Raw genomic sequence first — 24,306 nt, 5'->3', positions numbered from 1 at the left:
TTATTTAAACTGAATAGAACCATTGGCACTGACGGTCATTTTAGATTCACCTGCTGCCATTTCCTGATCAGGAATTGCAGCTTCGGCATAAGCCGCTTTCGCCATCGCCATACGTGGTACAGGTGGATAGCCTGAGTTATTGGTATTGATATTCATGTTTACCAACTGATAGCCAGGTTTGTTCCAGGCTTGTACCAGGCTTTGTGCACGTTGCTGGAAATTTTTAGATGCTTCAAGCATCAGCTCATTTTCAACTTTCTTGCGTTTTGCTTCAGAGACAGAAAAGTTAATGGATTCAGTCTGGAAGTATTGTTGCAGTTCCGCGATCAGCTGCGAAGCGGCTTTAAAATCTGTAGATTCCAGACGAACCTGAGCACGACCACGCCATTCTTTCAGTTTGCGGTTGTCATTGTCATAAACAGGATAGGTATTCTGTGAACCGGTTTCTATTTTTACTGCTGGATATTTCTTGGCAGTATTAATCGCAAAATTCATCAATTGATTGATTTGCGCTGCAAGCTCAGCCGGCTGTTTATGCGATTTTTCCACATATAAATTGGCATTCATTAAATCATTAGAAATATCGCGGCTGGCTTCTGCTGATAGATTGACTACATTGTAGTTTAAGGTTTCTTCAGGAGCGGCGAAAGCGGCAGAAGATAATGCGCCGAGCAAGGCTAGCGCTGAAAGAGAAGAAAGACGCATTTTGTTGTCCTGTTTTAGTGGAATTGTTGGCCTTGTACTGATCATAAAATACTAAGGTGGAAATGTGTTGATATTCAGCAATTATTGTCGTTAGATTGTTAAAAATATATTTTATTTTTTATGAATATATCGAAATTAAACATGATGTAAATTATATACTTATTGTTATAATTGCTTGATAATTACACTGTTGTATTCATGACAACAAAATTGCATAAAATATTCAGGTTGCCTTGTCATTGTTGTGCGTTCAGTTGATAATTTAAACAGCAACATTACTTGATATATTTTTTCAATAACATCAGAGGCAAATTGATACTAAAAGTTATTTATTTTCTTGAAAAAAACTGTATCATCCGCCTTCCTAGTTACTGAATAGAAAACCGTCTAACTAGATTATATAAAGCACCGAGTCAAAGGACCGCAAGTCACCAGACTTATTTCTTTCAACCCATATCAGAGATGGTAATTCGATATGAGCGTTTCTTCTGTAAATCCTGCCACCAATTCCACAAACGAATACTACTTGACTCGCCAAAGTCAGATGGAATCGAATGTGCGTAGTTATCCACGTAAATTACCGTTAGCGATAGCGAAAGCACAAGGTTGCTGGGTTACCGATGTTGAAGGTACGGAGTACCTTGATTGTTTAGCTGGGGCAGGGACATTGGCATTAGGCCATAATCACCCTGCGGTCATTCAAAGTATCCAGGACACACTTGCAAGCGGTCTTCCACTGCATACGCTGGATCTCACAACTCCTTTAAAAGATGCTTTTACTGAGGCACTTCTTGCTTACCTGCCAGGTGGCAAAGAAGAATACTGCCTACAGTTCTGTGGTCCATCTGGTGCAGATGCAACAGAAGCAGCGATTAAACTTGCCAAAACCTTTACTGGCCGTAGTTCAGTGATCAGCTTCTCTGGTGGCTATCACGGCATGACTCACGGTTCTCTTGCGATGACAGGCAACCTGTCGGCGAAGAATTCAGTAAATGGTTTAATGCCAGGCGTTCAATTCATGCCATATCCGCATGAATACCGTTGTCCACTAGGTCTGGGCGGTGAAGCGGGCGTTGACGCTTTGACTTATTATTTCGAAAACTTCATTGAAGATGTCGAAAGTGGTGTAACCAAGCCAGCAGCTGTAATTCTTGAAGCGATTCAAGGTGAAGGCGGTGTGGTAACAGCACCTGTGAAATGGTTGCAAAAAATCCGTGAAGTGACTGAAAAACACAACATCGTGTTGATTCTTGACGAAGTTCAAGCAGGCTTTGCGCGTTCAGGCAAAATGTTTGCATTTGAGCATGCGGGTATTGAACCTGATGTTGTCGTGATGTCTAAAGCTGTCGGTGGTAGCTTGCCACTAGCAGTACTGGGTATCAAACGTAAGTTCGACGCTTGGCAACCTGCTGGCCACACCGGTACATTCCGTGGTAACCAGCTGGCAATGGGTACAGGTCTTGCGACTTTGCAAACCATTAAAGAACAAAATCTTGCGCAAAATGCTCAAGAGCGTGGTGACTTCCTGCAAGCTGAAATTAAAAAACTGGCTGCTGAATTCCCATGTATCGGTAACGTACGTGGTCGTGGTTTGATGATCGGTGTTGAGATTGTTGACGAACGTAAACCAGCGGATCATATGGGTTCTTTACCTGCTGATGGTCAATTGGCTGCAGCGATTCAAACCGCTTGTTTCAACAACAAACTGTTGCTGGAAAAAGGTGGTCGTAACGGTACAGTGATCCGTTTACTTTGCCCATTGATCATCACTCAAGCAGAGTGTGAAGAAGTTCTGGTTCGCTTCAAGAAAGCGGTTGCTGAAGCTCTAGTCGCAGTTCGAGGCGCGTAATCCATGGTAGATTTTGCAGAACACCGTAAAGCGTTACTCTGCAATGATGCTGCATCTATCGCTGACTATGAGTCGGCGATGGATCAGGCGACCAAAGCGGTTGCAGCATGGTTGCAAAACGACAAGATGTATACCGGCGGTAGCATCAAGGAATTGCGTAGCGCAATTGCGTTCAATCCTTCTAAAGAAGGTCTGGGTGTACAGAAATCTTTAGAGCGTATGGTTGAGCTATTCCTCAACAAGAGCTTGAAAGTACATCACCCGCATTCGCTTGCGCATTTGCATTGCCCGACGATGGTGACCAGCCAGATCGCGGAAGTGCTAATCAACGCCACTAACCAGTCAATGGACTCTTGGGATCAAAGCCCAGCGGGTTCTTTGATGGAAGTGCAGCTGATTGACTGGCTACGTCAAAAAGTCGGCTATGGTTCAGGTCAGGCAGGTGTGTTCACTTCTGGTGGCACGCAGTCTAACTTGATGGGCGTATTACTGGCGCGTGATGCCTGCATCGCGAAAAACTGGAAAGATGAAAACGGCAACCCGTGGTCTGTTCAGCGTGATGGTATCCCCGCGGATGCAATGCGTAATGTCAAAGTTATCTGTTCTGAAAATGCACACTTCTCTGTGCAAAAGAACATGGCGATGATGGGCATGGGCTTCCAGTCTGTCGTGACTGTGCCTGTGAATGAAAATGCGCAGATGGATGTGGATGCTCTGGAAAAAACCATGGCGCATCTTCAGTCTGAAGGCAAAATCGTAGCATGTGTAGTCGCAACTGCGGGTACGACTGATGCTGGTGCAATTGATCCACTCAAGCAGATTCGTGAAATCACCAACAAATATGGCGCGTGGATGCATATCGACGCAGCATGGGGTGGCGCACTGATCCTGTCTAATGACTATCGTTCAATGCTAGATGGTATCGAGTTGTCTGATTCTGTGACACTAGATTTCCATAAGCATTACTTCCAGACGATTTCATGTGGTGCATTCTTGCTGAAAGATGAAGCGAATTATCGTTTCATGCATTATGAAGCAGAATATCTGAACTCTGCTTATGATGAAGAGCATGGTGTTCCTAACTTGGTGTCCAAGTCACTGCAAACAACTCGCCGTTTTGATGCGCTCAAGTTGTGGATGACGGTTGAAGCATTGGGTGAAGAACTTTATGGTTCGATGATCGACCATGGCGTGAAATTGACTCGTGAAGTGGCAGATTACATCAAGGCAACTGATGGTCTGGAACTTCTGGTTGAGCCACAATTTGCATCAGTATTGTTCCGTGTAGTACCGGCAGGCTATCCAGCTGAGTTTGTCGATGCTTTGAACCAGAACGTCGCAGATGAACTGTTTGCCCGTGGTGAAGCGAATATTGGCGTCACTAAAGTGGGTCAGGTACAGTCTCTGAAAATGACCACTTTAAGTCCGGTTGCAACACTTGAAAACGTGAAGAACCTGTTGGCACTCGTGCTTACAGAAGCCGACCGTATCAAGGATTCAATTGCTGATGGTACTTATACGCCGCCAATCGCATAAGCTGTGATGGTGTGAAAAAGGAGATCTTAATGATCTCCTTTTTTTATTCAAGTGGCTGAAGTCTCTATACCGGACATTTTGGATAATGTTTTACTTATAAATCTTAGCGTGGAATTTTATTCTTATAGGTCGGGCGAATGAGGCTGATCGGAATTATTCACGAAATTCAGTTGAAAAAAGCCAAAACTGACCTAATCTAAGACTTATAGCCCGAATTAAACTGAGAATAGATTTTATATGTTATTTCATACTCCGAAACTGCCGGCTGAAATCCGTATCAGTCATCTTAATGCGCGTATTAATGAACAACGAAAAAAAATTGCGCAAACAACTGCTTCTAAGCTGGAGCTGTTGCAATTAAGCCAACAACTGGCAAAAGAGGCACGTGCCCGTAAAAAAACCAATGAAAAAATCTATGTACTCGATTTTAAGGGTGATACAGCAGCTTCGGCAGTTGAACAGCTGCGTGAAGAAATTACTTTAATTCTGGCAACAGCAAAAGCGGGTCGTGATCGTGTAATTGTACGTCTGGAAAGCCCGGGTGGTATGGTGCATGGTTATGGTCTTGCAGCTGCCCAGCTAGTACGTCTGCGTGAAGCTGGTTTCCATTTGACCATCTGTGTAGACAAAGTCGCAGCCAGTGGCGGTTATATGATGGCCTGTATTGCCAGCGAAATTATTTCTGCACCGTTTGCAATTGTCGGTTCAATTGGTGTGGTTGCTCAGGTACCAAACTTTAACCGTCTATTGAAAGACAACAAGATCGACTTTGAACTGTTTACAGCAGGTGAGTACAAACGTACCGTAACCATGTTCGGTGAAAATACCGAAGAAGGTAAAGCAAAATTTGAAGAGGAAATTCAACAAACGCATGCACTGTTCAAGCACTTTGTAGAAAAGTATCGTCCGCAACTGAATGTTGAAAAAGTTGCAACAGGCGAGCATTGGTATGGTCAGGATGCATTGGATCTGAATCTGGTGGATAAGCTGCAAACATCGGATGAATACCTGTTAGGTTTATTACCACAGCATGATATATATACGATCAATACCCGTAAGAAACCAACGTTAGGTGAAAAACTGGGTTTACAGGCAGCACAAATTGCAGATTCCCTGATTCCTGCAGTGATGAACAAAGTGGTAGACACGCTGACCAAAGCCAATTCAAATCTGGTTCAGATGCGTGATCCGAAACTTTAATCTGATCGATATTTTTATATAGATATAAGCCCGCGTAAGTGGGCTTTTTATATTCAAGCGACGGGTGATTTTTTTATTGTGTAGCTCAATTTCTGTTATTCAATAGAACTTACAGTTTCGGAAACTGAGCTAAAGAATCAATTTGGTTTTTTGAAAGCAAATCCTTAAAATTAAGTGCTTTAATCATTAGGCTGGAAAGATGGCAGTTGTAGAAGCCTTTATTGCTCAACAAAATTGTTACTTTAACTATGAATTTGAAGAACTTAATTTAGCGGATGATTTTCCTGAAGAGCTTTCTGTGTCACTGCGTGGCATGATGTTCCGTCATGAGATCCAATATCCTGAAGCAACCTATTATGTCTACTTCAGTGATGTATTAACTGGTGAAGAATTTGACAAAATGAAAGCGGATTTTATGCGTTATTGTCCGCGTGCATAAAAAAGTTCGATCAATTTATTTCGATACGTGATTTGAAATTTTAATTCACTCATTGTTTATGATTAAAGCTCACTGTGGTGGGCTTTTTATTTTGTGGAATCAGCATAAGTCCACCAGTAAACATCGCACCGACTGTCGCGAGGAACATGTCTTTATGCGCGTCCCATATATCACCTTGTTGACCGTTATAACTTTCCGCCTGCTCTGGTGATAAGCCAATCGCGATCAACCATTCGATCCATTCATAGATCAGACTGGTTGCCATCACAAATTGAACGACCAACAGGAAAAGGGTGAAAGGTTTGTGTTGAGGAAACCAGACGTCAAACAGTCGATAGAACACAGGGTAAAGCAGCAGACCAGAGGCCAGATGCACAAAACGGTCAAACATATTGCGTGACCAGCCCATGGCAGCATTCAGGTCAAAGCTAAATAGTGCCTGAATCCACTCATTATAAGGCACATAAGAATATAGATAATGTGCTGCAACGACATGAATCAGTAGAAAGAGAATATACAAATTAAAGCTGAAAAAATTGAATCCGACTTTATATAGGCAAAACAGCAACATGCCGATCATAAATACTGTGCCAACCTGATGCAGAATATAGGACTGCATATCCAGAGGCTGAATACTGGAAATCCCTATCGCAACTGCCAAAATTCCTAAACTGACCCAATGCTTGCCACTCAGTCGATAATCCATCATAGACTTCTTATAAATATTATTTTTAAGTTAGAAAATATTATAGATAAAAAAAGCGAAGCCGGAGCTTCGCTTTGGGTCTTAATGGTCTAAATTAGATTTTAGAGATTAAGTCTTTCACTTGTTTTGCTTGATCTGCAGCATTACCTGTATAAGTTGCAGGTGTCATTTCAGCTAGACGAGCACGGTGTTCAGTAATGAAATTTATTTCGAGGAATTAATTAAATGGAAACTATGCTATATATTAAAAATCCTTAAGTATAGTGAAATTAATATAAGACGAATGATATTGATTTTACATTATTTTTCACCAAACTAAATAATTATAAAAAATATTGGCTTTGTTGCATAAACATTCAAAAGCTGAGTTTTCCCCAATCCATTCAAATTTAAGTGACAACTTGGGTGTGAGGTCTACCTAATTCCGTAAATCTATTCAGAACTGCCACACGCGCATGAACTTCATTGACCTGACTTTGAAAATGTCTTGCCGTCAGCTTATCTCCTAATAATTTGATGCAATGCATCTTGGTTTCCACCAAACTGCGACGGTGATAGCCCGACCATTTTTTCCATAGGGTTCTGCCTAAATGCTTAACCGTTTGAAGTAACTCATTTCGTTCTATTGAACTGATTTTAGAATCTTTCCAGGGCTTGGCATTCTTCCTGGGTGGAATTACTGCATGTGCTTGACGATCTGAAATCACTTGTCTGCAGCACTTCGTGTCGTACGCCCCATCGGTATAGACAGAATCTATTCGCTCATTTGGTGGGATTTGATCCAGTAAATCACCTAGTACTTGTGAATCACTGACATTATTTGTCGTAAGCTGAACGGCACGTATTTGCAGTGTTTCAGCATCTATACCAATATGCAGTTTACGCCATTGCCGACGGTATTCAGGCTGATGTTTCTTACGCTTCCATTCACCTTCACCTAAAAATTTTAAACCCGTAGAGTCGACGAGTAGGTGTAACCCATCACGACTTTTCTGATAGCTTATCGCAATATCAATATGCTTTTGTCGTCTACAGAGGGTGGAGTACGAATATCACTGATATTCGGGGCTGCTCAGCCACAGAGTTTAATCAGGCTTTGAGCAAAGCCAGTGACCATACGTAAAGAAAGACGGAATAGAGATTTGATCATTAAACAGCATTGAATCGCTGTATCGGAATAAGTTTGATTTCGTCCGTGCTTGCCTTGTGGTTGTGCATACCATTGGGTCTTAGGATCAAACCAGATTGAAATATTTCCTCGCTTGATTAAAGCTTGGTTATACGAGGACCAATTGGTTGTACGGTAAGTTTTAGGTGCAGGCTTCTTCATCTGGAAATTATATTGCTAAAGAAGCCCTCAAGAATAGCTTTGTGCAACAAAGCCATTCAAAGGAAGAAGCTTGGGAAAAAGTTAAAGAATTTAATAACTCTATTGTTGTAAAACCACTGAATAGTTATGGTGGTGAAGGTGTGACAACAAATATTGTAGAAAAGGTTGATTTTGACAAAGCTTGGAATCTTTGCGAAAAATTAAAACATAAAACAGTGATAGTAGAAGAATATGTAGAAGGTAATGATTACAGAATCGTTGTGATAGATAATAAATTATGTTCTGTAACTCAACGAGTGCCTCCTTTTATCATTGGTGATGGTCAATCTACAATTGAAGAACTAATTCAAGTACGTCAAATTGAGAGAAGTAAGAATATATATTTAGGTGAACATCCTTTAAAACTAGATCAAAAACTAATTAATTTTTTATCAAAAAAAAATCTTACATTAAATTCTATTGTAAATTCTAACGAAAAAGTAGAATTATTAGATGTAGTAAATATTAGTTCTGGCGGAGGTAGTATAGATCATACTGATAATATTCATCCTGACTGGTTAGATATTGCAATCAGAGCAAAAGAAGCGCTATTATCTCCAATAATGTTAGGATTAGATTTTATGGCGGAAGATATTCAAATTTCTCCTAAAAATCAAAAATGGACTATAATTGAAGTTAATGCTAATCCTGCCCTAGCACTACCGCAATTCCCTAAATATGGTAAAGGTCGTGATGTAGCAAGTTCACTATTAGATAGCCTATTTCCAAATTTCAAACCAAGTATTAGAACCTATAGTTTTACAATATATGGAATAGTACAAAATGTTGGTTACCGTAGTTGGTTAAAAACTAAATGTGAACTTTATGGAATTGATGGTTTTGTCCAAAATAATCAAGATAAAAGTAGTATCGATATAACTATAAAAGGACCTAAAGCAACATTACAACATATTATTCAAATTTGTTATGATGGACCTAAAGATGCTCAAGTCGAAAAAATATGTTTTAATAAAAATATATTAAATTCCAACTTTAATAATTTTCAAATTATTGAATAATTAAGACGTATTATGATCATTCCAATATGGAGTGATCATAATAATTAAAAATTATAGTTAACCTAAATTTGGTTAAGTCATTGATTCTATATTCTAAATTTTTTGGCTATTTCTATTAATTAATTGATATGCGTTTTGATGCTGCATCAGTACCTACTTAGAGACCCATAAATACTATGTTCTTTAGTGATAACTAAGTAGGAATTTCACTAAATTAATTCATCGCAATATGTAATTTGTAATCATAAAAACATCCTTTGAGTTTTTGCTGAGGGACGTAATTTTAGTTAGAAATTTATAATTAAGTTATTTTAAATTTAATAATAATCATTCCTTGCTATTTAGTATAAGGACTAGAGCCTTAAATTAGGTGTGATAACTTATCTTGTAGCTTTGGTTTTTTAAGTAAATTTTCTATCCTAGATTCGGATTAATATTCTATTTTAAATATTTTTAAAACGCTGTAATTAATAAAAATTAGATAAATTAAGTGAAAGAGATTAATCTTAATAATTTAGCAGATGATTTTTCATAAAAAACTAATTGTACTAAAGTTAATGTAATTATATTTAATATTATTCATTGAGTACATTTAAGCTATTTTCTGTATTAGATTTTAATGTGTTATCTGTGAATATTTGCTTCCGAATGATGTTGTTATTTTAAATATATTTTTACTTATCAAAAAGCGAAGCCGGAGCTTCGCTTTTGGTCTTAACCGTCTAAATTAGATTTTAGAGATTAGATCTTTCACCTGTTTTGCTTGATCTGCCGCATTACCTGTGTAAGTAGCAGGTGTCATTTCAGTCAGACGAGCACGATCCGCAGCAGGAACAGCTTCTAACTCGTTACCATTTACGAAACCAACCATCATTTCACGAGTCATGGCTTGACCACGAGTCAGTGCTTTCAGTTTTTCGTATGGTTTTTCAACATTGTAACGACGCATTACCGTTTGGATAGGTTCAGCCAGAACTTCCTGAGCATGGTCAAGGTCTTCAAGAATACGTGCAGCATTCAGTTCAAGTTTACCAATACCTTTTAAGCAAGCTTCGAAAGCGATCAAGCTTTGTGCAAAACCAACGCCCATGTTACGCAGAACAGTAGAGTCAGTCAGGTCACGCTGCCAGCGAGAAACAGGCAGTTTTTCGCCCAGGTGAGCCAATACGGCATTTGCAATACCCAGGTTACCTTCAGAGTTTTCGAAGTCGATTGGGTTGACTTTATGCGGCATAGTAGATGAACCTACTTCGCCTTCTTTCAGTTTTTGTTTGAAGAAGCCAAGAGAGATATAACCCCATACGTCACGGTTAAAGTCGATCAGGATAGTGTTGAAACGACGCAGCGCATCAAACAGTTCCGCCATGTAGTCGTGTGGTTCGATCTGAGTGGTGTACGGGTTGAAAGTCAGACCTAGAGATTCAACAAATGCTTGAGAGTGAGCAGGCCAGTTGATTTCTGGGTAAGCAGAGTAGTGCGCGTTGTAGTTACCTACAGCACCGTTGATTTTACCCAGCAGCTCAACATTTTTGAACTGTTTGATTTGACGAGCCAGGCGGTAAGCCACGTTCGCCATTTCTTTACCCAAAGTAGTTGGGCTGGCAGTTTGACCGTGAGTACGAGACAGCATTGGTTGTTCAGCATGAGTTTCAGCCAAAGCAACGATCGAATCAATGATTTGTTGCATAGAAGCAACCAGCACATCACGACCATTTTTCAGCATTAATGCGTGAGAAAGGTTGTTGATGTCTTCAGAAGTACATGCAAAGTGGATGAACTCACCGGCATTTTTTAGCTCTTCAATTCCTGCAATTTTTTCTTTCAGGAAATACTCAACCGCTTTTACGTCGTGGTTAGTAGTACGTTCGATCTCTTTAATGCGGTTGGCATCTTCTTCAGAGAAGTTGGCAACGATGGCATCTAGTGCAGCATTAGTTTCTGCAGAGAAAGGAGGTACTTCAGTGATTTCAGGACGGTTGGCAAGCGCTTGTAACCAACGCACTTCAACAGTCACACGAGCATGGATTAAGCCAAACTCAGAAAGAAAAGGGCGCAGCGCATCACATTTGCTAGCGTAGCGTCCATCTAATGGAGAAAGTGCAGTTAAAGCGTTCATATCGATTCCCTAAATTTTGGAATTAAACGAAAAACGAAATACGCGTACAGCATGGCTTAGACCACCTGAAACTGTATGCGTGCGAGATTTTGGATATCCTGTAGCAGCTTGCGCTTGCCAAAGATCATGCCCCAGGAACTGCCACCGAGCCGTCGCCATAAATGCGCCATCTGTAGGCCAGTAAATAAGGAAGCACGGATGCGGTTGGTATGACCAGAATCTTTAAAAGCTTCAGCATTGCCACGCACCATGATCCGCGGATTGATCTGTCCGGCGGTATCGACATAGGTTTGAGCGAGATTGGCAATGATGCTTGGGTGCATGTAGTTATTATCGAAAAAGGAGAGCTGTCTTAGAATTTTTTGCTGGGATTGTTCAATGATTTCAACGAATTTTGGATTGCTATAGACCTTCTTTTCTAACTGAAGAAGTGCCATCGCATAGGACATTGGCAGTTTGGTGGAGGAGAGTTTTGGAAGTCTGGATTTTGGCCCGGTATCAAAAGGCTGGGTAATAGAACTTTCCAAAGTCTTTAATCCCAATGATATATCGGCCAGCTGATTAAAGAAGTCCAAGGTCTGAACATTCAGCGTACCACTTGGTCGGATATTCAGACTGGCCTTAATCAGCTGTTCAAAATAGAAATTACCAGTGTCGCCAATGCCTTGCTGTCCGGTCAGGGCAGTCATGTGGGTCAGCTGGGTGGCCTGAAAAACCCCCGCTAACGCCAAAGCACGGTTTTGACGAGCATTCAACGTTGTGGCTTGTTGAAATGGTAACTCCGTCATGCCGATCTCATCCTTTAATAAAATCAGGTTTTGGTGCATTGGTATGATGAATCACACCGCCACCTAAACATACTTCACCTGAGTAGAACACCACGCTTTGACCTGGGGTCACAGCACGTTGTGGTTCATCGAATTCTACACGAACACCTTGTGGTGTTTCTGGATCCTTATAAATGGTACACGCTTGATCAGGCTGACGATAGCGGGTTTTTGCCGTACAGCGGAAACCTGATTCAGGAATATCCTGCTCACCAGCGACCCAGTCAATTGCTTCACTCCAAAGCATGGTGCTTTGCATCAGTGGATGCTCATGACCCTGACCAACGACAAGACGGTTACCTTCAATATCTTTATGCAGTACAAACCAGGCACCTTCTTCAGCACCTTTCATACCACCAATGCCGATCCCGCCTCGTTGACCGAGCGTATAGTACATTAAGCCGTGATGATCACCAACCTCTTTGCCATCTTCCAGTACGATTTTTCCGGGTTGAGCCGGTAAATATTGCTTCAGGAAGTCATTAAAGCGGCGTTCACCAATAAAACAGATGCCAGTCGAGTCTTTTTTCTTCGCAGTAGCTAGACCTAATTCTTCTGCAATTTTACGTACTTGTGGCTTTTCAATTTCACCAACAGGGAACAGAGTCTTATTAATTTCACGACCATGCACCGCATGCAGGAAATAAGTCTGGTCTTTATTATTGTCATAACCACGTAGTAAAGGTGCATATTCTTCACCACGAGAATTGGTCATGGTTTCGCCACGACGGCAGTAGTGCCCCGTCGCAATAAAGTCAGCGCCTAGATTGATTGCATGATCAAGGAAGGCACGGAATTTGATTTCTTTATTACACAAAATATCCGGGTTTGGGGTACGGCCAGCAGCATATTCAGCCAGGAAATGCTCGAACACGCGATCCCAGTATTCCATCGCGAAGTTAGCCGTGTGCAGTTTAATCCCGATCTTGTCACAAACGGCTTGTGCATCGGCAAGGTCTTCCATTGCCGTACAGTATTCTGTGCCGTCATCTTCTTCCCAGTTTTTCATGAAAAGACCTTCAACCTGATAACCTTGTTGAAGTAGAAGTGCTGCAGACACAGATGAATCTACACCACCAGACATACCGACGATGACACGTTGTTGCATAGGATTAGGCATCCAAATTTGAAATTAAGGGAGAATTTTGGTGCTCGTAAATGAGCGATAAAGGATATTTTTGACCGGAAAGGGCATCTTGTACAGCTTTGATCACCAGTGGACTGCGTGCGCGAGCAGTTTCGATCAGCTCATCTAAACTCATCCACGCTGGACCAACAATACCGGTATCCAGCTCTGCATTTTCATCATAGCTGATCACTTCAGCTTTCAGGCAGAAACGGAAATAGGTACGGTCTGGGAACATCGGCGGAGTATAGGTATAGATGCCGATCAGATCAGTCACGTTGACCTGATAACCGGTTTCTTCCATGGTTTCACGAATGGCTGCTTCGACGATGGTTTCACCTGCCTCGACATGGCCTGCTGGCTGGTTGAATACAGTGTGCGTTACACCTTCAGTATGTTCTTCAACGAACAGGAATTTTCCATTTTTTTCGACGACAGTTGCGACAGTGACGTGAGCAGTCCAAGCGGTCATAGAGCAGCACCATGGAATAAAAACTGTATTCTACAAAATTTAGGGGGCGGTGGCTATGTGAGGAGGTAATTTCTTTGGCTACTAGACATTTATAAACTTTAAATAAGCAACTTTGTGAAATGATTGGCGGCAGATGGTCGTGGTATTTAGGTAAGATACTAGGAGTCTCCTATAAACGAGACATGGAGAGCAGAAGGTTCTAAATAAATAGAAGATAAATTACAAGGAATATGAGGTCACGCAGGGGAGCAGATCTAAGCCTCGAAGAATAAAAAACCCGACGGGACGTCGGGGGTATTTTAATCTACAGCATTTGCTTGTAAAAACATTGCTTTCTCTAAAGAAGTGAAAAAGTTTTGGTAGATGATAGGATCTGTAATCGGGGTTATATTATATTGACCATTAGCACGTACTAGAACGCCATTATTATGAGAGCGAACAGTCACAGTCATTTTGATAGTATATCTATTTAACTTTGTTCCCGTTACAGTCCCTAGCGTTTCATCCGCTTTATCAATAACGAATCCTAGATCTTGTAAAGTTGCTATGACTGCACGTAATGTTTTATCTTTATCTGTAGTTTCAAAAGTTCTTGTTTGGATGCTTCTAAGCTGTACTTGACTTTGTTCACTATCTAAAACACGCTGATTTGTCGTTGCACAACCTGTAAGAAGCAAAGCAAACGTTGTCATAGTAATTAATAAATACTTCATATTTTTTGTCCTTCTAAAAAGACAGATTTAGATAATTTGTCAAAGAATTCTTGATATAACTGTGCATCATTTAATGGCTCTGCTTTCGTTAATTGATTTGCAGTATTCCATACCATTCTTGCAAAAGTGACTCTTATATAGAACGAATTAGGTTTTATACGCCCCTGGCTATCTAGAACCGGACGTGTCACCAAGGAGGCTATGATTTTTTGATTATTATCATAATCTACAGGTACACCAGATAGAAGAGTTAATAGCATTGCTCCAGCTACTTGCCCACCACTTACAGCACTTCGATCTTTATTCCCAACAATCACACCTAATTTTGCTTCAGATTCAGTTATGGTGAATCCCATATCCTGTAATACACCAGCTGCTGAAGATAAAGCATCTGATTCACTCACTCCATCAAATTGTCTAGTTTGCATTTGACGAGTTTCAAGAGAACTAGTGCTTAGTTGCAAGGCATCAGCAGGAATTTTCTGACCCCATGTAGTAAGTGAAGTACTTGCTAATATGGTCATAATTCCCAATTTTAAAAGAGTATTTTTCACTTTCAATAGTCCCTTAAAACTTAGAAGTATGATATGCAAAATCACGTACTTTTGATTGGTTATCAAATTTTACAACTACTGTTAATGTCTTTTGAGTAGTAGATCTAGCTCCACTAGAACTGCTAGCACCTAAAATTAATATAGATCCACCAACTGAACTTTTGGAATAGGCTGTTTCAGTCGAAATCTTGTCATAAACCCAAACTTCCTGACGATTCTCATCAGTTGTTACAATATTTGGAGAACCTAATACACTGATAACATCTGCAGAGCTCATACCTATATGAATTTCACGCTGAACAGTTCCAACCGTTAGGTTTTGTTCGTTAGAACTAACTTGTTGTGAATGGTATGTAGCGTTACATCCTGTAAAGAGTGTAGGTGATATTAAACAGAAAATTGCATAAGTAAGCTTTTTATTAATCACAATAACCCCATAATATTTTAAATAATTGCGGGAAATATCTTACATATTTATACATATGAAATATACTTTTTTATAACTTTCGTATTATTAATTATTGTGAGTGATTCCCCAATTTATCCTCCAAAACTTAGAATATAAGAAGAGAGCAGGATAATAATTCAAATCTTACTCAAATATTGAATAAATAAAATTTTCTTACTTCTTAATTGATTCATTCGAATTAATTTAAACTACATCTCTTCACTTTATCATTCTATTAAAGAGAATTTCCTATGCCTGAACTCAATCTCTACATCATCTTATTGGGCGGTAAACATGATAAAGCCAATGTAGAAGTGCATGATGTAGTTCCTGTCATCAGTTCAGATATCGAGTCAGCTTTTCCATATTTAAAAGAGCAATGGTTTGGTCGGCAAAAAGGTCTGCATGTTGATGGCTGGATGAAGATCAATGGTGTCAGCTATCAAGGAACTAATTATCAGGTTCAAATTACAGATACACTCGCAAACACAGATTTAAAACTGTTCCTGATTAATCTGGGTGCATATCTCCCAGACCAGTTTGGTGAGATTCATAAATACCTGGTGGTCGCTGCCAAAAACAAAACAGAAGCTAAAGCACAAGGAAAATTGGCGATTGAGAAAACATGGTTTAAACCACATGCCGATGCCGTAATTGATGTCGATGACTGTTTAGAGTTAAACAAGATTGATCAGAAATTTGTGCATTTGGTTGAAGGGGATTTTGAAGCTAACAGTTTTAAAAATGATTATCTAATTATTCCTTAATTAAAAAATGTCTACTTCACATGAAGTAGACATTTTTATCTTTAACCTGCGAGCTGGTCACCGTCATCTTCTAGTTCGATAATCACCCATTCATCGCCAATAAATTTCCGGTCTGCTGCCTGTCCATATTGCAGGTCAAAGACTTCATTTAAGGTTGGATCACGTTGGATCAAATGTTCTAACCCAACCAGAATATAGTCATCATCTGCCAAAGGCTCTGCCGTTAAAAACTGCCAGTCACCATCACGTTCATGCAGTACGGTGACAATTGGCTGGTTTTGTTCCAGCCATTGCTTGGTGGTATAAATCCCTAAATTTCTTGGTTCGCGGAATTTAAAATCAGCATTCCGGTCTAGCAGGGGTTGATCATATTCAAAACATTCTTCGAAGCCATCTTCCCACGGAAATTTATCATTCCGGTCTGTCCAAACTAATTGCAAAGCTGGAAATGCTTCATCTTGATAATAACTTTCAGCAATACCGAAATAGTCGCCAATATTCCTGCGATCAACCTTTAGAAACTTGCAGCGGCTCTCTTTAAAAAACACATTAGGATAAGTGTTATTCAGCTGAATAGGTTGACCTTTTTGAATAACCTCAGCGACATGATTCAGAATGGTCTGGCTAAGTTTTGCGGTAAGACCAAAACAGATAATTTCCGGATGCTGGAATCGTTCATACAGACCAATGCTATAGCTAAAAGGTGGGGAGTAATCAGTATGCGTGATCGAAATAATTTGCACGCCATATTGTCGAATATTAATTTTGGTTTGTTTTAATAATTCATTGCGATCCGGGCAATAATGATCTTCTGTATGTTTCATGATTTTTATTCTTTGAATTATTTTCAATTGAACATACAGAAGATTTTAGATCAAGACAAATTTATTTGTAATTCCCAGACACCTTGACATAATTCTGCGCTGAATACGGCAAGAATGCCATTTCTTTCTCAGTCAATGGACGGGCTTTTTTAGCAGGGCTCCCCATATATAACCAACCACTTTCCAGTACCTTACCCGGTGGAACCAGTGTACCTGCACCAATCATCACATCATCCGGAATCACCACATCATCCAGAATAATGCTGTTAATCCCGATCAGGACACGGTTGCCAATAGTACAACCATGCAGCGTGACATGATGACCAATGGTGACATCTTCGCCAATAATCAGTGGTGAACCTTCAGGCTTATCTACTTTCTTATGGCTGACATGCAGAATGGCATGATCCTGAACATTGGAGTTCTTGCCAATGCGGATATGATTGACATCGCCACGGATCACGGCAAAAGGCCAGACCGATACATTTTCACCTAAGACCACATCACCCACGACCACGGCCATTGGGTCGATATAACAGGAATCTGCAATTTGCGGACTAGTATCCAGGTAAGGGCGAATGTTCTGGCTCATAGCATTATCATCTTGAAAGTTTACGCTCATTATAAAATAAAAAAGCACACATTCGAGGAATGTGTGCTTTAGCTTTAGTCTGAACGAATATCTGTAAAGAATATTAGAACAGGTTGCTAAAGAACTGTTTAATATGATCCAGCATGCGGGCAAAGAAACCAGCTTCTTCAACTGCTTTTAAAGCAACAAGTGGTTTTTCAGCAATCACTTTGCCATCAAGAGAGGCAACATATTTACCTACCACTTGACCTTGTTTCAAAGGCGCAGTCAGTTTGGGTTGAACCACGATTTGCGTTTTAATCGCATTGGCTTTGCCTTTCGGCATGGTCACGTTGAAGTTTTCAGCAAGGCCGATTTGAACTTCATTTTCTTTACCAAACCAGACTTTAGACTTGGCTAAAACTTGTTTACCTGCCTGAACATTTTTGGTTTCGTAGTTTGCAAAGCCCCAAGCCAAAAGTTCACGTGTATGTGTCGCACGATCCTGCATAGATGGCGCACCGAAGATCACAGAGATCAAACGCATTGGACCACGTTTTGCAGAAGTCGTTAAGCAGTAACCCGCTTCATCCGTATGACCTGTTTTCAGACCATCAACACTTGGATCTGTATAAAGCAGGGCATTACGGTTACCTTGCTTAATTCCGTTAAAAGTAAACTCTTTTTCAGAATAAATCGGGTAGTACTTTGAACTGTCTTTAATGATGTGCTGAGCCAGCGTAGCCATATCTTTAGCAGTCGAATAGTGACCTTCAGCCGGCATACCAGTAGAGTTGATGAAGCTGGTATTGGTCATGCCAATACGTTTCGCTTCCTGGTTCATCATATGTGCGAAGGTACCCTCGTTACCTGCAATATGTTCAGCCATTGCTTTAGACGCATCGTTACCTGACTGGATAATGATACCGCGCAGCATTTCAAGTGCTGTTGCTGTGCCATTTAACGGAACATACATACATGATTCAGAGCTGCTGCCACGACACCATGCCGATTCATTCATACGAACCTGTTCGTCTTCAGTCAGTTCACCGCTAAGTAACTTCTGCTCAATGATGTAGCTGGTCATCATTTTGGTCATTGAAGCAGGGGCTAGTTTTTCATTTTCATTTTTAGCTGCAAGGATCTGCCCAGTTTCAAAGTCCATCAGAACATAGGATTTATTATTTAATTCTGGTGGCGCAGATAATACTGTTGCTGCATAGCTGAATCCAGGTACAAGAAGGAGTGCAGCAAGGGCGGTTTTACGGGTCATTCTAGTTAGTTCCAGTATCTTGATATAAGCACGAAGAGCCTAGCATTTTAGGACAAAGCTAGGCGGACTTCTATGGGTTGCAGCGGCTTATTTCAAAAGTATTGTAAGCATTTCGGCAGAAAAAAATCAGGATTTGCTATAAGTAGTGAGTTCTGTACAAATCGCTTGATTTTTCTGCTTACCTGCTTTTTGAGCATCTTGCTGTGCTTCTTTCAGGATCGGCTGGAATTTTGAGTTTTTACTGAGCTGATTTAAGGCTTCTACCGGGTTCTTTTGACCTGGCATATATTCACTGACCAGCTGGTTATAACCCGCATTAAATTTGTTCTGGTCTTTCACCATGCTTGGGCAGATTTCCGAAAGCACATAAATCGCTGCAAGTTCATGTTGAGTCACTTCTTGAATTGGGGTCACTTCAATATTGGTATCGGCTGCAAAACTGTTTGTGCTCAAAATGTTAAAAGTTGAAAGAGTGAAAATGCCAAAGGCTTTAATGAATGAATTTTTCATTGAAAATCAAAAGCTCAAAATAAAAATAACGATGCGCTTAGATTAATCAAATTTTGCAGAATGAAAAGAGTAAAAATGTAAGGAAGCAGTAAAATAATGGAGAAAATCGTTATATAAACAGGATGATGGCGTTGCATCATCCTGCCAAAAATCTTGAATTAGATCTCTTGAGCGATCAGGTCATTACAAACTGCCTGATGTTCATCCTTAGCCGTTTGTTTAGCTTCTTGACGCGCTTCCTGAAGCACAGACTGATATTCCTTGTCCTGCTGGATTTTGTCATACGTCATCGTTTTATCAGAATAGTCTGACAAATACTGTTTGATCAGCTGTTGAGTGTTCTGGTCAAATTTAGCATTTTTACCCACAATCCCCGGACAAACTTCAGTGAGTACTTGAACTGAAGCAAGGTCTTCCTTAATGGTTAAATCAACTTCAGCAGATAAATTTTCAGCTGAAAAAGCAGGAGAACATAGGCCAGCAGTCAGAGCAAAGGCCATTGCGGTTACAGCAACCGTATTTTTAATCATCATGAACCACGCATATTAAAGATGGATGTTGAACGATAAATATATATAATTCCGTGGCTAATACAAACAAATGTCCCAACCAGTCATTTTTTGGGACGAACGGGATTTTGCAGTGAATATATTGATATCAAATGATGATGGCGTGTTCGCTCCGGGCATACAGGCACTGGCACAGAGCTTGAAATCGCTCGGTCGTGTAGTCGTGGTCGCACCTGAAAGTGAACGCAGTGGATTTTCCAGTGCATTGACCCTTGACCGTCCACTGCGACCAATTCAGATCGCTGAAGATGTGTGGGCAGTCAATGGCACGCCGGCAGACTGTGTATATCTGGCTATGAATGGTTTATTTGATGTCGAATTCGATCTGGTAGTAAGTGGCATTAACAGCGGTGCCAATCTGGGTGATGATGTGTTGTATTCAGGCACAGTCGGTGCAGCATTTGAAGGTCGTCTAGCAAAACAGCCTGCACTGGCGATTTCTCTCTGTGGCCAAAACGTACGTGCTTATACTTCACCAGAAGATTATCGTGTTGCAGCGCAATGGGTACATGATTTTATTGCAGCAGGTTTACCAGCCTTGCCGGAGCGTCAGATCTTTAATGTCAATATTCCGGATATCGCTGAGCTAAAAGGAACCAAAGTGACTTTCCAAGGTCGCCGTAGCCAGTCCAAGCCAATTACCAGTCATGTGGATCCACGTGGTCGTCAGGTGTACTGGATTGGTCTATCCGGTGAAGCCGTTGCGATGCCAAAGCATAAAGGAACTGAAATTGAGTCGGACTTCTTTGCTATCGCCAATGGTTATGTAAGTGTGACACCAATCCAGATGGATGCCACAAACTATGACGTACTTCACGAATTACAAGGGCAGATTTTAAACAAAATCTAACTAATGTTATAACTTTGTGAATAGTTTGACATTGCAACCTTATTTGCTTTGTTTTTTTGCTAATCTAATCGAGTTTTTTAAACCGTATAGATGTTAGAGAGGAAGATAATGTTCCTGGTGTCACCGAAACGCTTTATTGCTTTGCCTACAAGCCTGATAAAAACTTTAGCACTCACAACAGCAGTGGTTTCAGCAGTTATCGTAACGGGGTGTGCAACCAAACCCTATATTCACAATTCCACACGTTATGCTGCAGCACCTGATTTCTATACGGTTCGTTCAGGTGACACTTTAAGTGGCATTGCGGCGCGTTACGGTCTGAGCTATATCAGTGTGGCGGAAATGAACGACATTCCTGAGCCATATCGCATCTACGTTGGTCAGTCGATCCGTTTGAAAAACACCAAACGCAGTACTACGACTCAAGTCGTAGATTCTTCAGCGCCAATTCAGCGTAAAACAGTAACAGTACCAGCGCCTGTAACTTCGGCACAGACAACTGTTAAAACGACACCGAAAGTTACGACGCCAGTGGTGACTACACCTGCTCCGACGACGACTGTAGCGTCATCAGGATTACGTTGGGTAAAACCATCGAATGGTGCAGTATTGCAGCAATATAATCTGGCGTCGAATATTAAAGGCATTCGTTACGCGGGTAATGTCGGTGACCCGGTGTTTGCTGCTGCTGACGGTCAGGTGGTTTATGCGGCTGACGGCCTAAAAGAATACGGTAATCTGGTGCTGGTCAAACATATTAATGGTTACATCACTGCCTATGCACATAACAGTAAACTTAACGTGAAAAGTGGACAAAATGTGACAGCAGGTCAGAAGATTGCGGAAATGGGTTCAAGTGGTACAACCCGTACTATGCTTGAATTTCAGGTACGCCTCGATGGAAAACCGGTGAATCCAGCATCTGTTTTACCGAATAGTTGAATAAAAAGGTGCAAATGCTAAATTTCACCGTATAATACAATGAGTTGCTTTTATCAAAGGATGAAAGCACCTCATAAGTTTAGAGGGGAATTTATGTTAGATCAACTTCGAGCAATGGGCGTATTTGCTTGTGTTGTAGAGAAAAACTCGTTTAGCGGTGCTGCACGTGAACTGGGTATTACTACCAGTGCCGTGAGCCAGCAGATTCGATCGCTAGAGCAGGACATGGAAGTCGTACTCCTGAATCGTTCTACACGAAAATTGAGTTTGACTGAAGCAGGCCAGGCTTTTTTCTATAGCTGTCAAGAAATGTTGTCCGCTGCGGAACGTGGCAAAGTCCGTATCAATGAGCTACGTGATGATCTAGTCGGCGACCTGCGTATTGCTGCAACTGCAGAAATGTGTTCAATGCATGTGATCCCAGCATTGTCGCATTGGATGTCTGCTCACCGCGGTTTGACTGTACAGTTTGAAACTCAAGATCAACCGCTTGACCTGAAGGAGGGTCGTGTTGATATTGAATTACGCCTGGATCAAGTCATTGACGATAGCAATGTTGAAGTCGTTCCGCTCATTCAAATTGAACAGATTCTGGTGGCAGCTCCGAGCTACATCAACCAGTCTGTTTTAATTGCACAGCCGAATGATCTGAAGCAACATGACATTTTGTCACTGAGTCATTTAAATAATCATCAACAATTTTATTTCCAGCACGTCAATACAGCCCAAAAAGTTGAACTTGAACTCAGCTCACGACTAAATACCAATAACAGTATTGTAGCAAAGTCGATGTGTCTGCATGGCAATACCATTGCCCGCATGTCATATCTGGAAGTACAAAAAGATTTAATGAACGGTTCTCTGGTTGAAGTTCTGCCTGAGTGGAAATTACAACCATTTACGCTTTATGCAGTGATGCCAAAACGTGAACAACAACCTACAAAAATTCTCCGTTGTCTTGATACCTTGAAACAATATTTTAGCCAGTTGTCTGGCGGACGTTTGTTGCAAATCGCATCATAAACTGCACAGAATTAAAAAAGCCGCTTGATGCGGCTTTTTGTGTATCTGACTTCTTGCAAATTAATCCAGATAGGCGTTGATCATTTTAACCAGACGTTCAATCAGTTGATCTGCCTGTTCCTGAGTAATGTTCAGGGTAGGCAGCAGACGTACTACATTGCCTGCAGTGACGTTGATAATCATCTTGTATTCATCACGTGCGATATCAACCAGTTCGCCGCATGCTTTTGGTAATTCAATACCGATCATCAAACCGAAACCACGAACAGTCACGTTCTGATCTGCAAGCTTGCTACGCAGTTGCTCAACAATATAAGCACCTTTTTCAGCTGCATTCGCCACGATATTTTCTTTCTGCATGATATCGATGATGGTATAGACAATGCGTGAACCTAATGCTGTACCGCTATAAGTTGAACCGTGGTTACCGGCCGTTAGTACACCGACACCACGACCTTGGGTCATTACAGCACCAATCGGGAAACCATTACCTAAACCTTTTGCCGTAGTCAATACATCCGGAACGATATTGGTATGTTGATAGGCAAAGTATTTACCAGTACGACCGTTACCTGTTTGAACTTCATCGAGCATCATCAGCCAGTTGTGCTGATTACATAGTTGACGGATTTCTTCCAGGTAGCTGAAGCCTTGAGGGGCAGTATTTACACCGCCTTCGCCTTGAATCGGTTCAACAAAAACTGCCACGATGTCAGGGTGATTAATCGCTGCTTCTTGAATCGCTTCGATATCACCAAATGGTACACGGATAAAGCCTTCAACCAGTGGCGCAAAACCTTCCTGAACTTTTTTGTTACCTGTAGCTGAAAGGGTAGCCAGGGTACGACCGTGGAAAGATTTATCAGCCACAATAATTTTTGGTGTAGCGATACCTTGCAGATGACCAAATTTACGTGCGATCTTGATTGCACCTTCATTTGATTCTGCACCACTGTTTGAGAAGAAAATTTCTTCCATACCTGAAACTTCAGCCAGTTTTTGTGCAGCAGCAGTCTGCCACGGCACTTCAAACAGGTTACTGGTATGAATCAGGGTTGCGGCCTGTTCTGCAATTGCTTCAGCAAGCACAGGATGGGCATGGCCCAGGCCACATACTGCAATTCCGGTCAGCGCATCTAAATACTCAGTACCATCTTCAGTATAAAGATAAGCACCTTGTCCTCGGACAAAACTGATCGGCTGACGGCCAAATACCGGCATCAAGTGTGAAGGTTGATCAGTTTGCACAGGAGCAAGGGTAATGTTCTTCATGACTAACTCTTATCTGTTAGGTGGATTGAAAATTGGAGTCAAAGATGCCATATATAGACATAAGGACAGGTCCTATATAAGCAAAATCTCAAACAGAATAAAAGCTGAATTGTAAATAAAACATGAAATATTGTTTTAGACATACTGTTTTAGTTCATTTTGAGTATAATGCGAAGCAGATTTATTGAGGATATATCAATGACTGAACAAGCACGCGATACAGAAGCGTTAATTCGTGACCAAATTGCCAAACACGCAGTACTTCTTTATATGAAAGGCACACCACAATTCCCACAATGTGGTTTTTCTGCTCGTGCGGTTGAAGCACTCAGTCAAATTGGTCGTCCATTTGCTTATGTAAATATTCTGGAAAATCCAGACATTCGCGCAACTCTTCCAATTATTGCGAACTGGCCAACTTTCCCGCAATTGTGGATCAATGGCGAGTTGATCGGTGGTAGCGACATCATGCTTGATATGTTCCAGAAAGGTGAATTACAGCCTTTAGTTGAACAATACAGCCCAGCACCTGAAGCTTAATAAATTTATTAAACTTGCAGATGTTAAAAAGCGCTTCCTGAGAAGCGCTTTTTTTATGCTTTAATTTTAAACTCTAAATAGAGAGG

Annotated in this window: 25 protein-coding genes and 2 pseudogenes; 10 read left to right on the top strand and 17 right to left on the bottom strand. The window is 40.9% G+C overall.

Features of this window, described 5'->3' with window-relative positions; translation table 11 throughout:
- Positions 1-705, bottom strand: a complete 705-nt coding sequence (locus tag BS636_RS15205; protein ID WP_099339538.1) for an SIMPL domain-containing protein — start codon at positions 703-705, stop codon at positions 1-3.
- Between the two features lie 475 nt (positions 706-1,180).
- On the opposite strand from BS636_RS15205, the gene BS636_RS15200 reads away from it, so the two are divergent.
- From BS636_RS15200 to BS636_RS15185, 4 genes are all read left to right on the top strand, one after another.
- Positions 1,181-2,554, top strand: a complete 1,374-nt coding sequence (locus tag BS636_RS15200; protein WP_099339537.1) for a diaminobutyrate--2-oxoglutarate transaminase — start codon at positions 1,181-1,183, stop codon at positions 2,552-2,554.
- A 3-nt stretch (positions 2,555-2,557) separates the two neighbouring features.
- Positions 2,558-4,090, top strand: a complete 1,533-nt coding sequence (locus BS636_RS15195; protein ID WP_099339536.1) for a pyridoxal phosphate-dependent decarboxylase family protein — start codon at positions 2,558-2,560, stop codon at positions 4,088-4,090.
- Between the two features lie 237 nt (positions 4,091-4,327).
- A complete protein-coding gene (sohB, locus tag BS636_RS15190) occupies positions 4,328-5,290 on the top strand; it encodes a protease SohB (protein ID WP_099339535.1) in 963 nt (320 codons plus the stop codon).
- Between the two features lie 199 nt (positions 5,291-5,489).
- A complete protein-coding gene (locus BS636_RS15185) occupies positions 5,490-5,729 on the top strand; it encodes a hypothetical protein (RefSeq protein WP_099339534.1) in 240 nt (79 codons plus the stop codon).
- Between the two features lie 49 nt (positions 5,730-5,778).
- On the opposite strand, the gene BS636_RS15180 is transcribed toward BS636_RS15185, so the two are convergent.
- From BS636_RS15180 to BS636_RS15170, 3 genes and pseudogenes are all read right to left on the bottom strand, one after another.
- A complete protein-coding gene (locus BS636_RS15180; RefSeq protein WP_099339533.1) occupies positions 5,779-6,438 on the bottom strand; it encodes a DUF2238 domain-containing protein in 660 nt (219 codons plus the stop codon).
- A gap of 91 nt (positions 6,439-6,529) precedes the next feature.
- A pseudogene (locus BS636_RS16650) lies at positions 6,530-6,631 on the bottom strand (adenylosuccinate lyase); the annotation flags it as partial.
- Between the two features lie 193 nt (positions 6,632-6,824).
- Positions 6,825-7,765, bottom strand: a pseudogene (locus BS636_RS15170) (IS5 family transposase).
- On the opposite strand from BS636_RS15170, the gene BS636_RS15165 reads away from it, so the two are divergent.
- On the top strand, positions 7,750-8,823 hold the full coding sequence (locus BS636_RS15165) for an acylphosphatase (protein ID WP_099339532.1): 1,074 nt from the start codon (positions 7,750-7,752) through the stop codon (positions 8,821-8,823). The pseudogene BS636_RS15170 and the gene BS636_RS15165 sit on opposite strands and share 16 nt — an antisense overlap.
- A gap of 727 nt (positions 8,824-9,550) precedes the next feature.
- Here the strand turns inward: BS636_RS15165 and purB are convergent.
- The 7 genes from purB to BS636_RS15130 form a co-directional block, all read right to left on the bottom strand.
- A complete protein-coding gene (purB, locus tag BS636_RS15160; protein WP_099339531.1) occupies positions 9,551-10,939 on the bottom strand; it encodes an adenylosuccinate lyase in 1,389 nt (462 codons plus the stop codon).
- 56 nt (positions 10,940-10,995) lie between these two features.
- Complete coding sequence (gene hflD / locus BS636_RS15155; protein ID WP_099339689.1) at positions 10,996-11,727, bottom strand: high frequency lysogenization protein HflD; 732 nt, start codon at positions 11,725-11,727, stop codon at positions 10,996-10,998.
- 7 nt (positions 11,728-11,734) lie between these two features.
- Positions 11,735-12,874: a tRNA 2-thiouridine(34) synthase MnmA gene (gene mnmA, locus BS636_RS15150; RefSeq protein WP_099339530.1), complete on the bottom strand. Its 1,140-nt coding sequence runs from the start codon at positions 12,872-12,874 to the stop codon at positions 11,735-11,737.
- A gap of 4 nt (positions 12,875-12,878) precedes the next feature.
- The gene (locus BS636_RS15145) at positions 12,879-13,364 is read right to left on the bottom strand and encodes an NUDIX hydrolase (protein ID WP_099339529.1); all 486 of its coding nucleotides are present in this window, start codon (positions 13,362-13,364) and stop codon (positions 12,879-12,881) included.
- A 299-nt stretch (positions 13,365-13,663) separates the two neighbouring features.
- Positions 13,664-14,077 (bottom strand): hypothetical protein, encoded by a 414-nt coding sequence (locus BS636_RS15140; RefSeq protein ID WP_099339528.1) that lies wholly within the window; start codon positions 14,075-14,077, stop codon positions 13,664-13,666.
- Complete coding sequence (locus BS636_RS15135; protein WP_099339527.1) at positions 14,074-14,631, bottom strand: hypothetical protein; 558 nt, start codon at positions 14,629-14,631, stop codon at positions 14,074-14,076. Before BS636_RS15135 ends, BS636_RS15140 begins: the two co-directional genes overlap by 4 nt.
- Positions 14,632-14,644: 13 nt before the next feature.
- Positions 14,645-15,058 (bottom strand): hypothetical protein, encoded by a 414-nt coding sequence (locus BS636_RS15130; RefSeq protein WP_213064228.1) that lies wholly within the window; start codon positions 15,056-15,058, stop codon positions 14,645-14,647.
- Positions 15,059-15,330: 272 nt separating this feature from the next.
- On the opposite strand from BS636_RS15130, the gene BS636_RS15125 reads away from it, so the two are divergent.
- Positions 15,331-15,846, top strand: a complete 516-nt coding sequence (locus BS636_RS15125) for a DUF1543 domain-containing protein (RefSeq protein ID WP_099339526.1) — start codon at positions 15,331-15,333, stop codon at positions 15,844-15,846.
- 41 nt (positions 15,847-15,887) lie between these two features.
- On the opposite strand, the gene BS636_RS15120 is transcribed toward BS636_RS15125, so the two are convergent.
- The 5 genes from BS636_RS15120 to BS636_RS15100 all read right to left on the bottom strand — a co-directional run bounded on the left by BS636_RS15120 (position 15,888) and on the right by BS636_RS15100 (position 19,557).
- A complete protein-coding gene (locus tag BS636_RS15120) occupies positions 15,888-16,670 on the bottom strand; it encodes a DUF4262 domain-containing protein (protein WP_099339525.1) in 783 nt (260 codons plus the stop codon).
- 61 nt (positions 16,671-16,731) lie between these two features.
- Positions 16,732-17,262, bottom strand: coding sequence for a gamma carbonic anhydrase family protein (locus BS636_RS15115; RefSeq protein WP_099339687.1), 531 nt, complete (start codon positions 17,260-17,262; stop codon positions 16,732-16,734).
- Positions 17,263-17,365: 103 nt separating this feature from the next.
- Positions 17,366-18,514, bottom strand: coding sequence for a D-alanyl-D-alanine carboxypeptidase PBP5/6 (dacC, locus tag BS636_RS15110; RefSeq protein ID WP_099339524.1), 1,149 nt, complete (start codon positions 18,512-18,514; stop codon positions 17,366-17,368).
- Between the two features lie 126 nt (positions 18,515-18,640).
- Complete coding sequence (locus BS636_RS15105; RefSeq protein WP_099339523.1) at positions 18,641-19,024, bottom strand: MCR_0457 family protein; 384 nt, start codon at positions 19,022-19,024, stop codon at positions 18,641-18,643.
- Positions 19,025-19,182: 158 nt separating this feature from the next.
- A complete protein-coding gene (locus tag BS636_RS15100; protein ID WP_099339522.1) occupies positions 19,183-19,557 on the bottom strand; it encodes an MCR_0457 family protein in 375 nt (124 codons plus the stop codon).
- 109 nt (positions 19,558-19,666) lie between these two features.
- On the opposite strand from BS636_RS15100, the gene surE reads away from it, so the two are divergent.
- The 3 genes from surE to BS636_RS15085 all read left to right on the top strand — a co-directional run bounded on the left by surE (position 19,667) and on the right by BS636_RS15085 (position 22,408).
- Positions 19,667-20,443, top strand: coding sequence for a 5'/3'-nucleotidase SurE (surE, locus tag BS636_RS15095; protein ID WP_099339686.1), 777 nt, complete (start codon positions 19,667-19,669; stop codon positions 20,441-20,443).
- Between the two features lie 108 nt (positions 20,444-20,551).
- The gene (locus tag BS636_RS15090) at positions 20,552-21,385 is read left to right on the top strand and encodes a peptidoglycan DD-metalloendopeptidase family protein (protein ID WP_099339521.1); all 834 of its coding nucleotides are present in this window, start codon (positions 20,552-20,554) and stop codon (positions 21,383-21,385) included.
- A 93-nt stretch (positions 21,386-21,478) separates the two neighbouring features.
- Complete coding sequence (locus BS636_RS15085) at positions 21,479-22,408, top strand: LysR family transcriptional regulator (protein ID WP_099339520.1); 930 nt, start codon at positions 21,479-21,481, stop codon at positions 22,406-22,408.
- 60 nt (positions 22,409-22,468) lie between these two features.
- Here the strand turns inward: BS636_RS15085 and BS636_RS15080 are convergent, their stop codons facing one another.
- Complete coding sequence (locus tag BS636_RS15080) at positions 22,469-23,680, bottom strand: aspartate aminotransferase family protein (RefSeq protein WP_099339519.1); 1,212 nt, start codon at positions 23,678-23,680, stop codon at positions 22,469-22,471.
- Positions 23,681-23,878: 198 nt separating this feature from the next.
- Here BS636_RS15080 and grxD point away from each other — a divergent pair, with 198 nt between their 5' ends.
- Positions 23,879-24,220, top strand: a complete 342-nt coding sequence (grxD, locus tag BS636_RS15075; protein WP_099339518.1) for a Grx4 family monothiol glutaredoxin — start codon at positions 23,879-23,881, stop codon at positions 24,218-24,220.
- Positions 24,221-24,306: the final 86 nt, after the last annotated feature.

It is taken from the genome of Acinetobacter sp. LoGeW2-3, from assembly GCF_002688565.1.
Taxonomy (GTDB): Bacteria; Pseudomonadota; Gammaproteobacteria; order Pseudomonadales; family Moraxellaceae; genus Acinetobacter.
The sequence above is the reverse complement of the archived record's forward strand: the minus strand, read 5'-3'. Positions and strand labels throughout refer to the sequence as shown.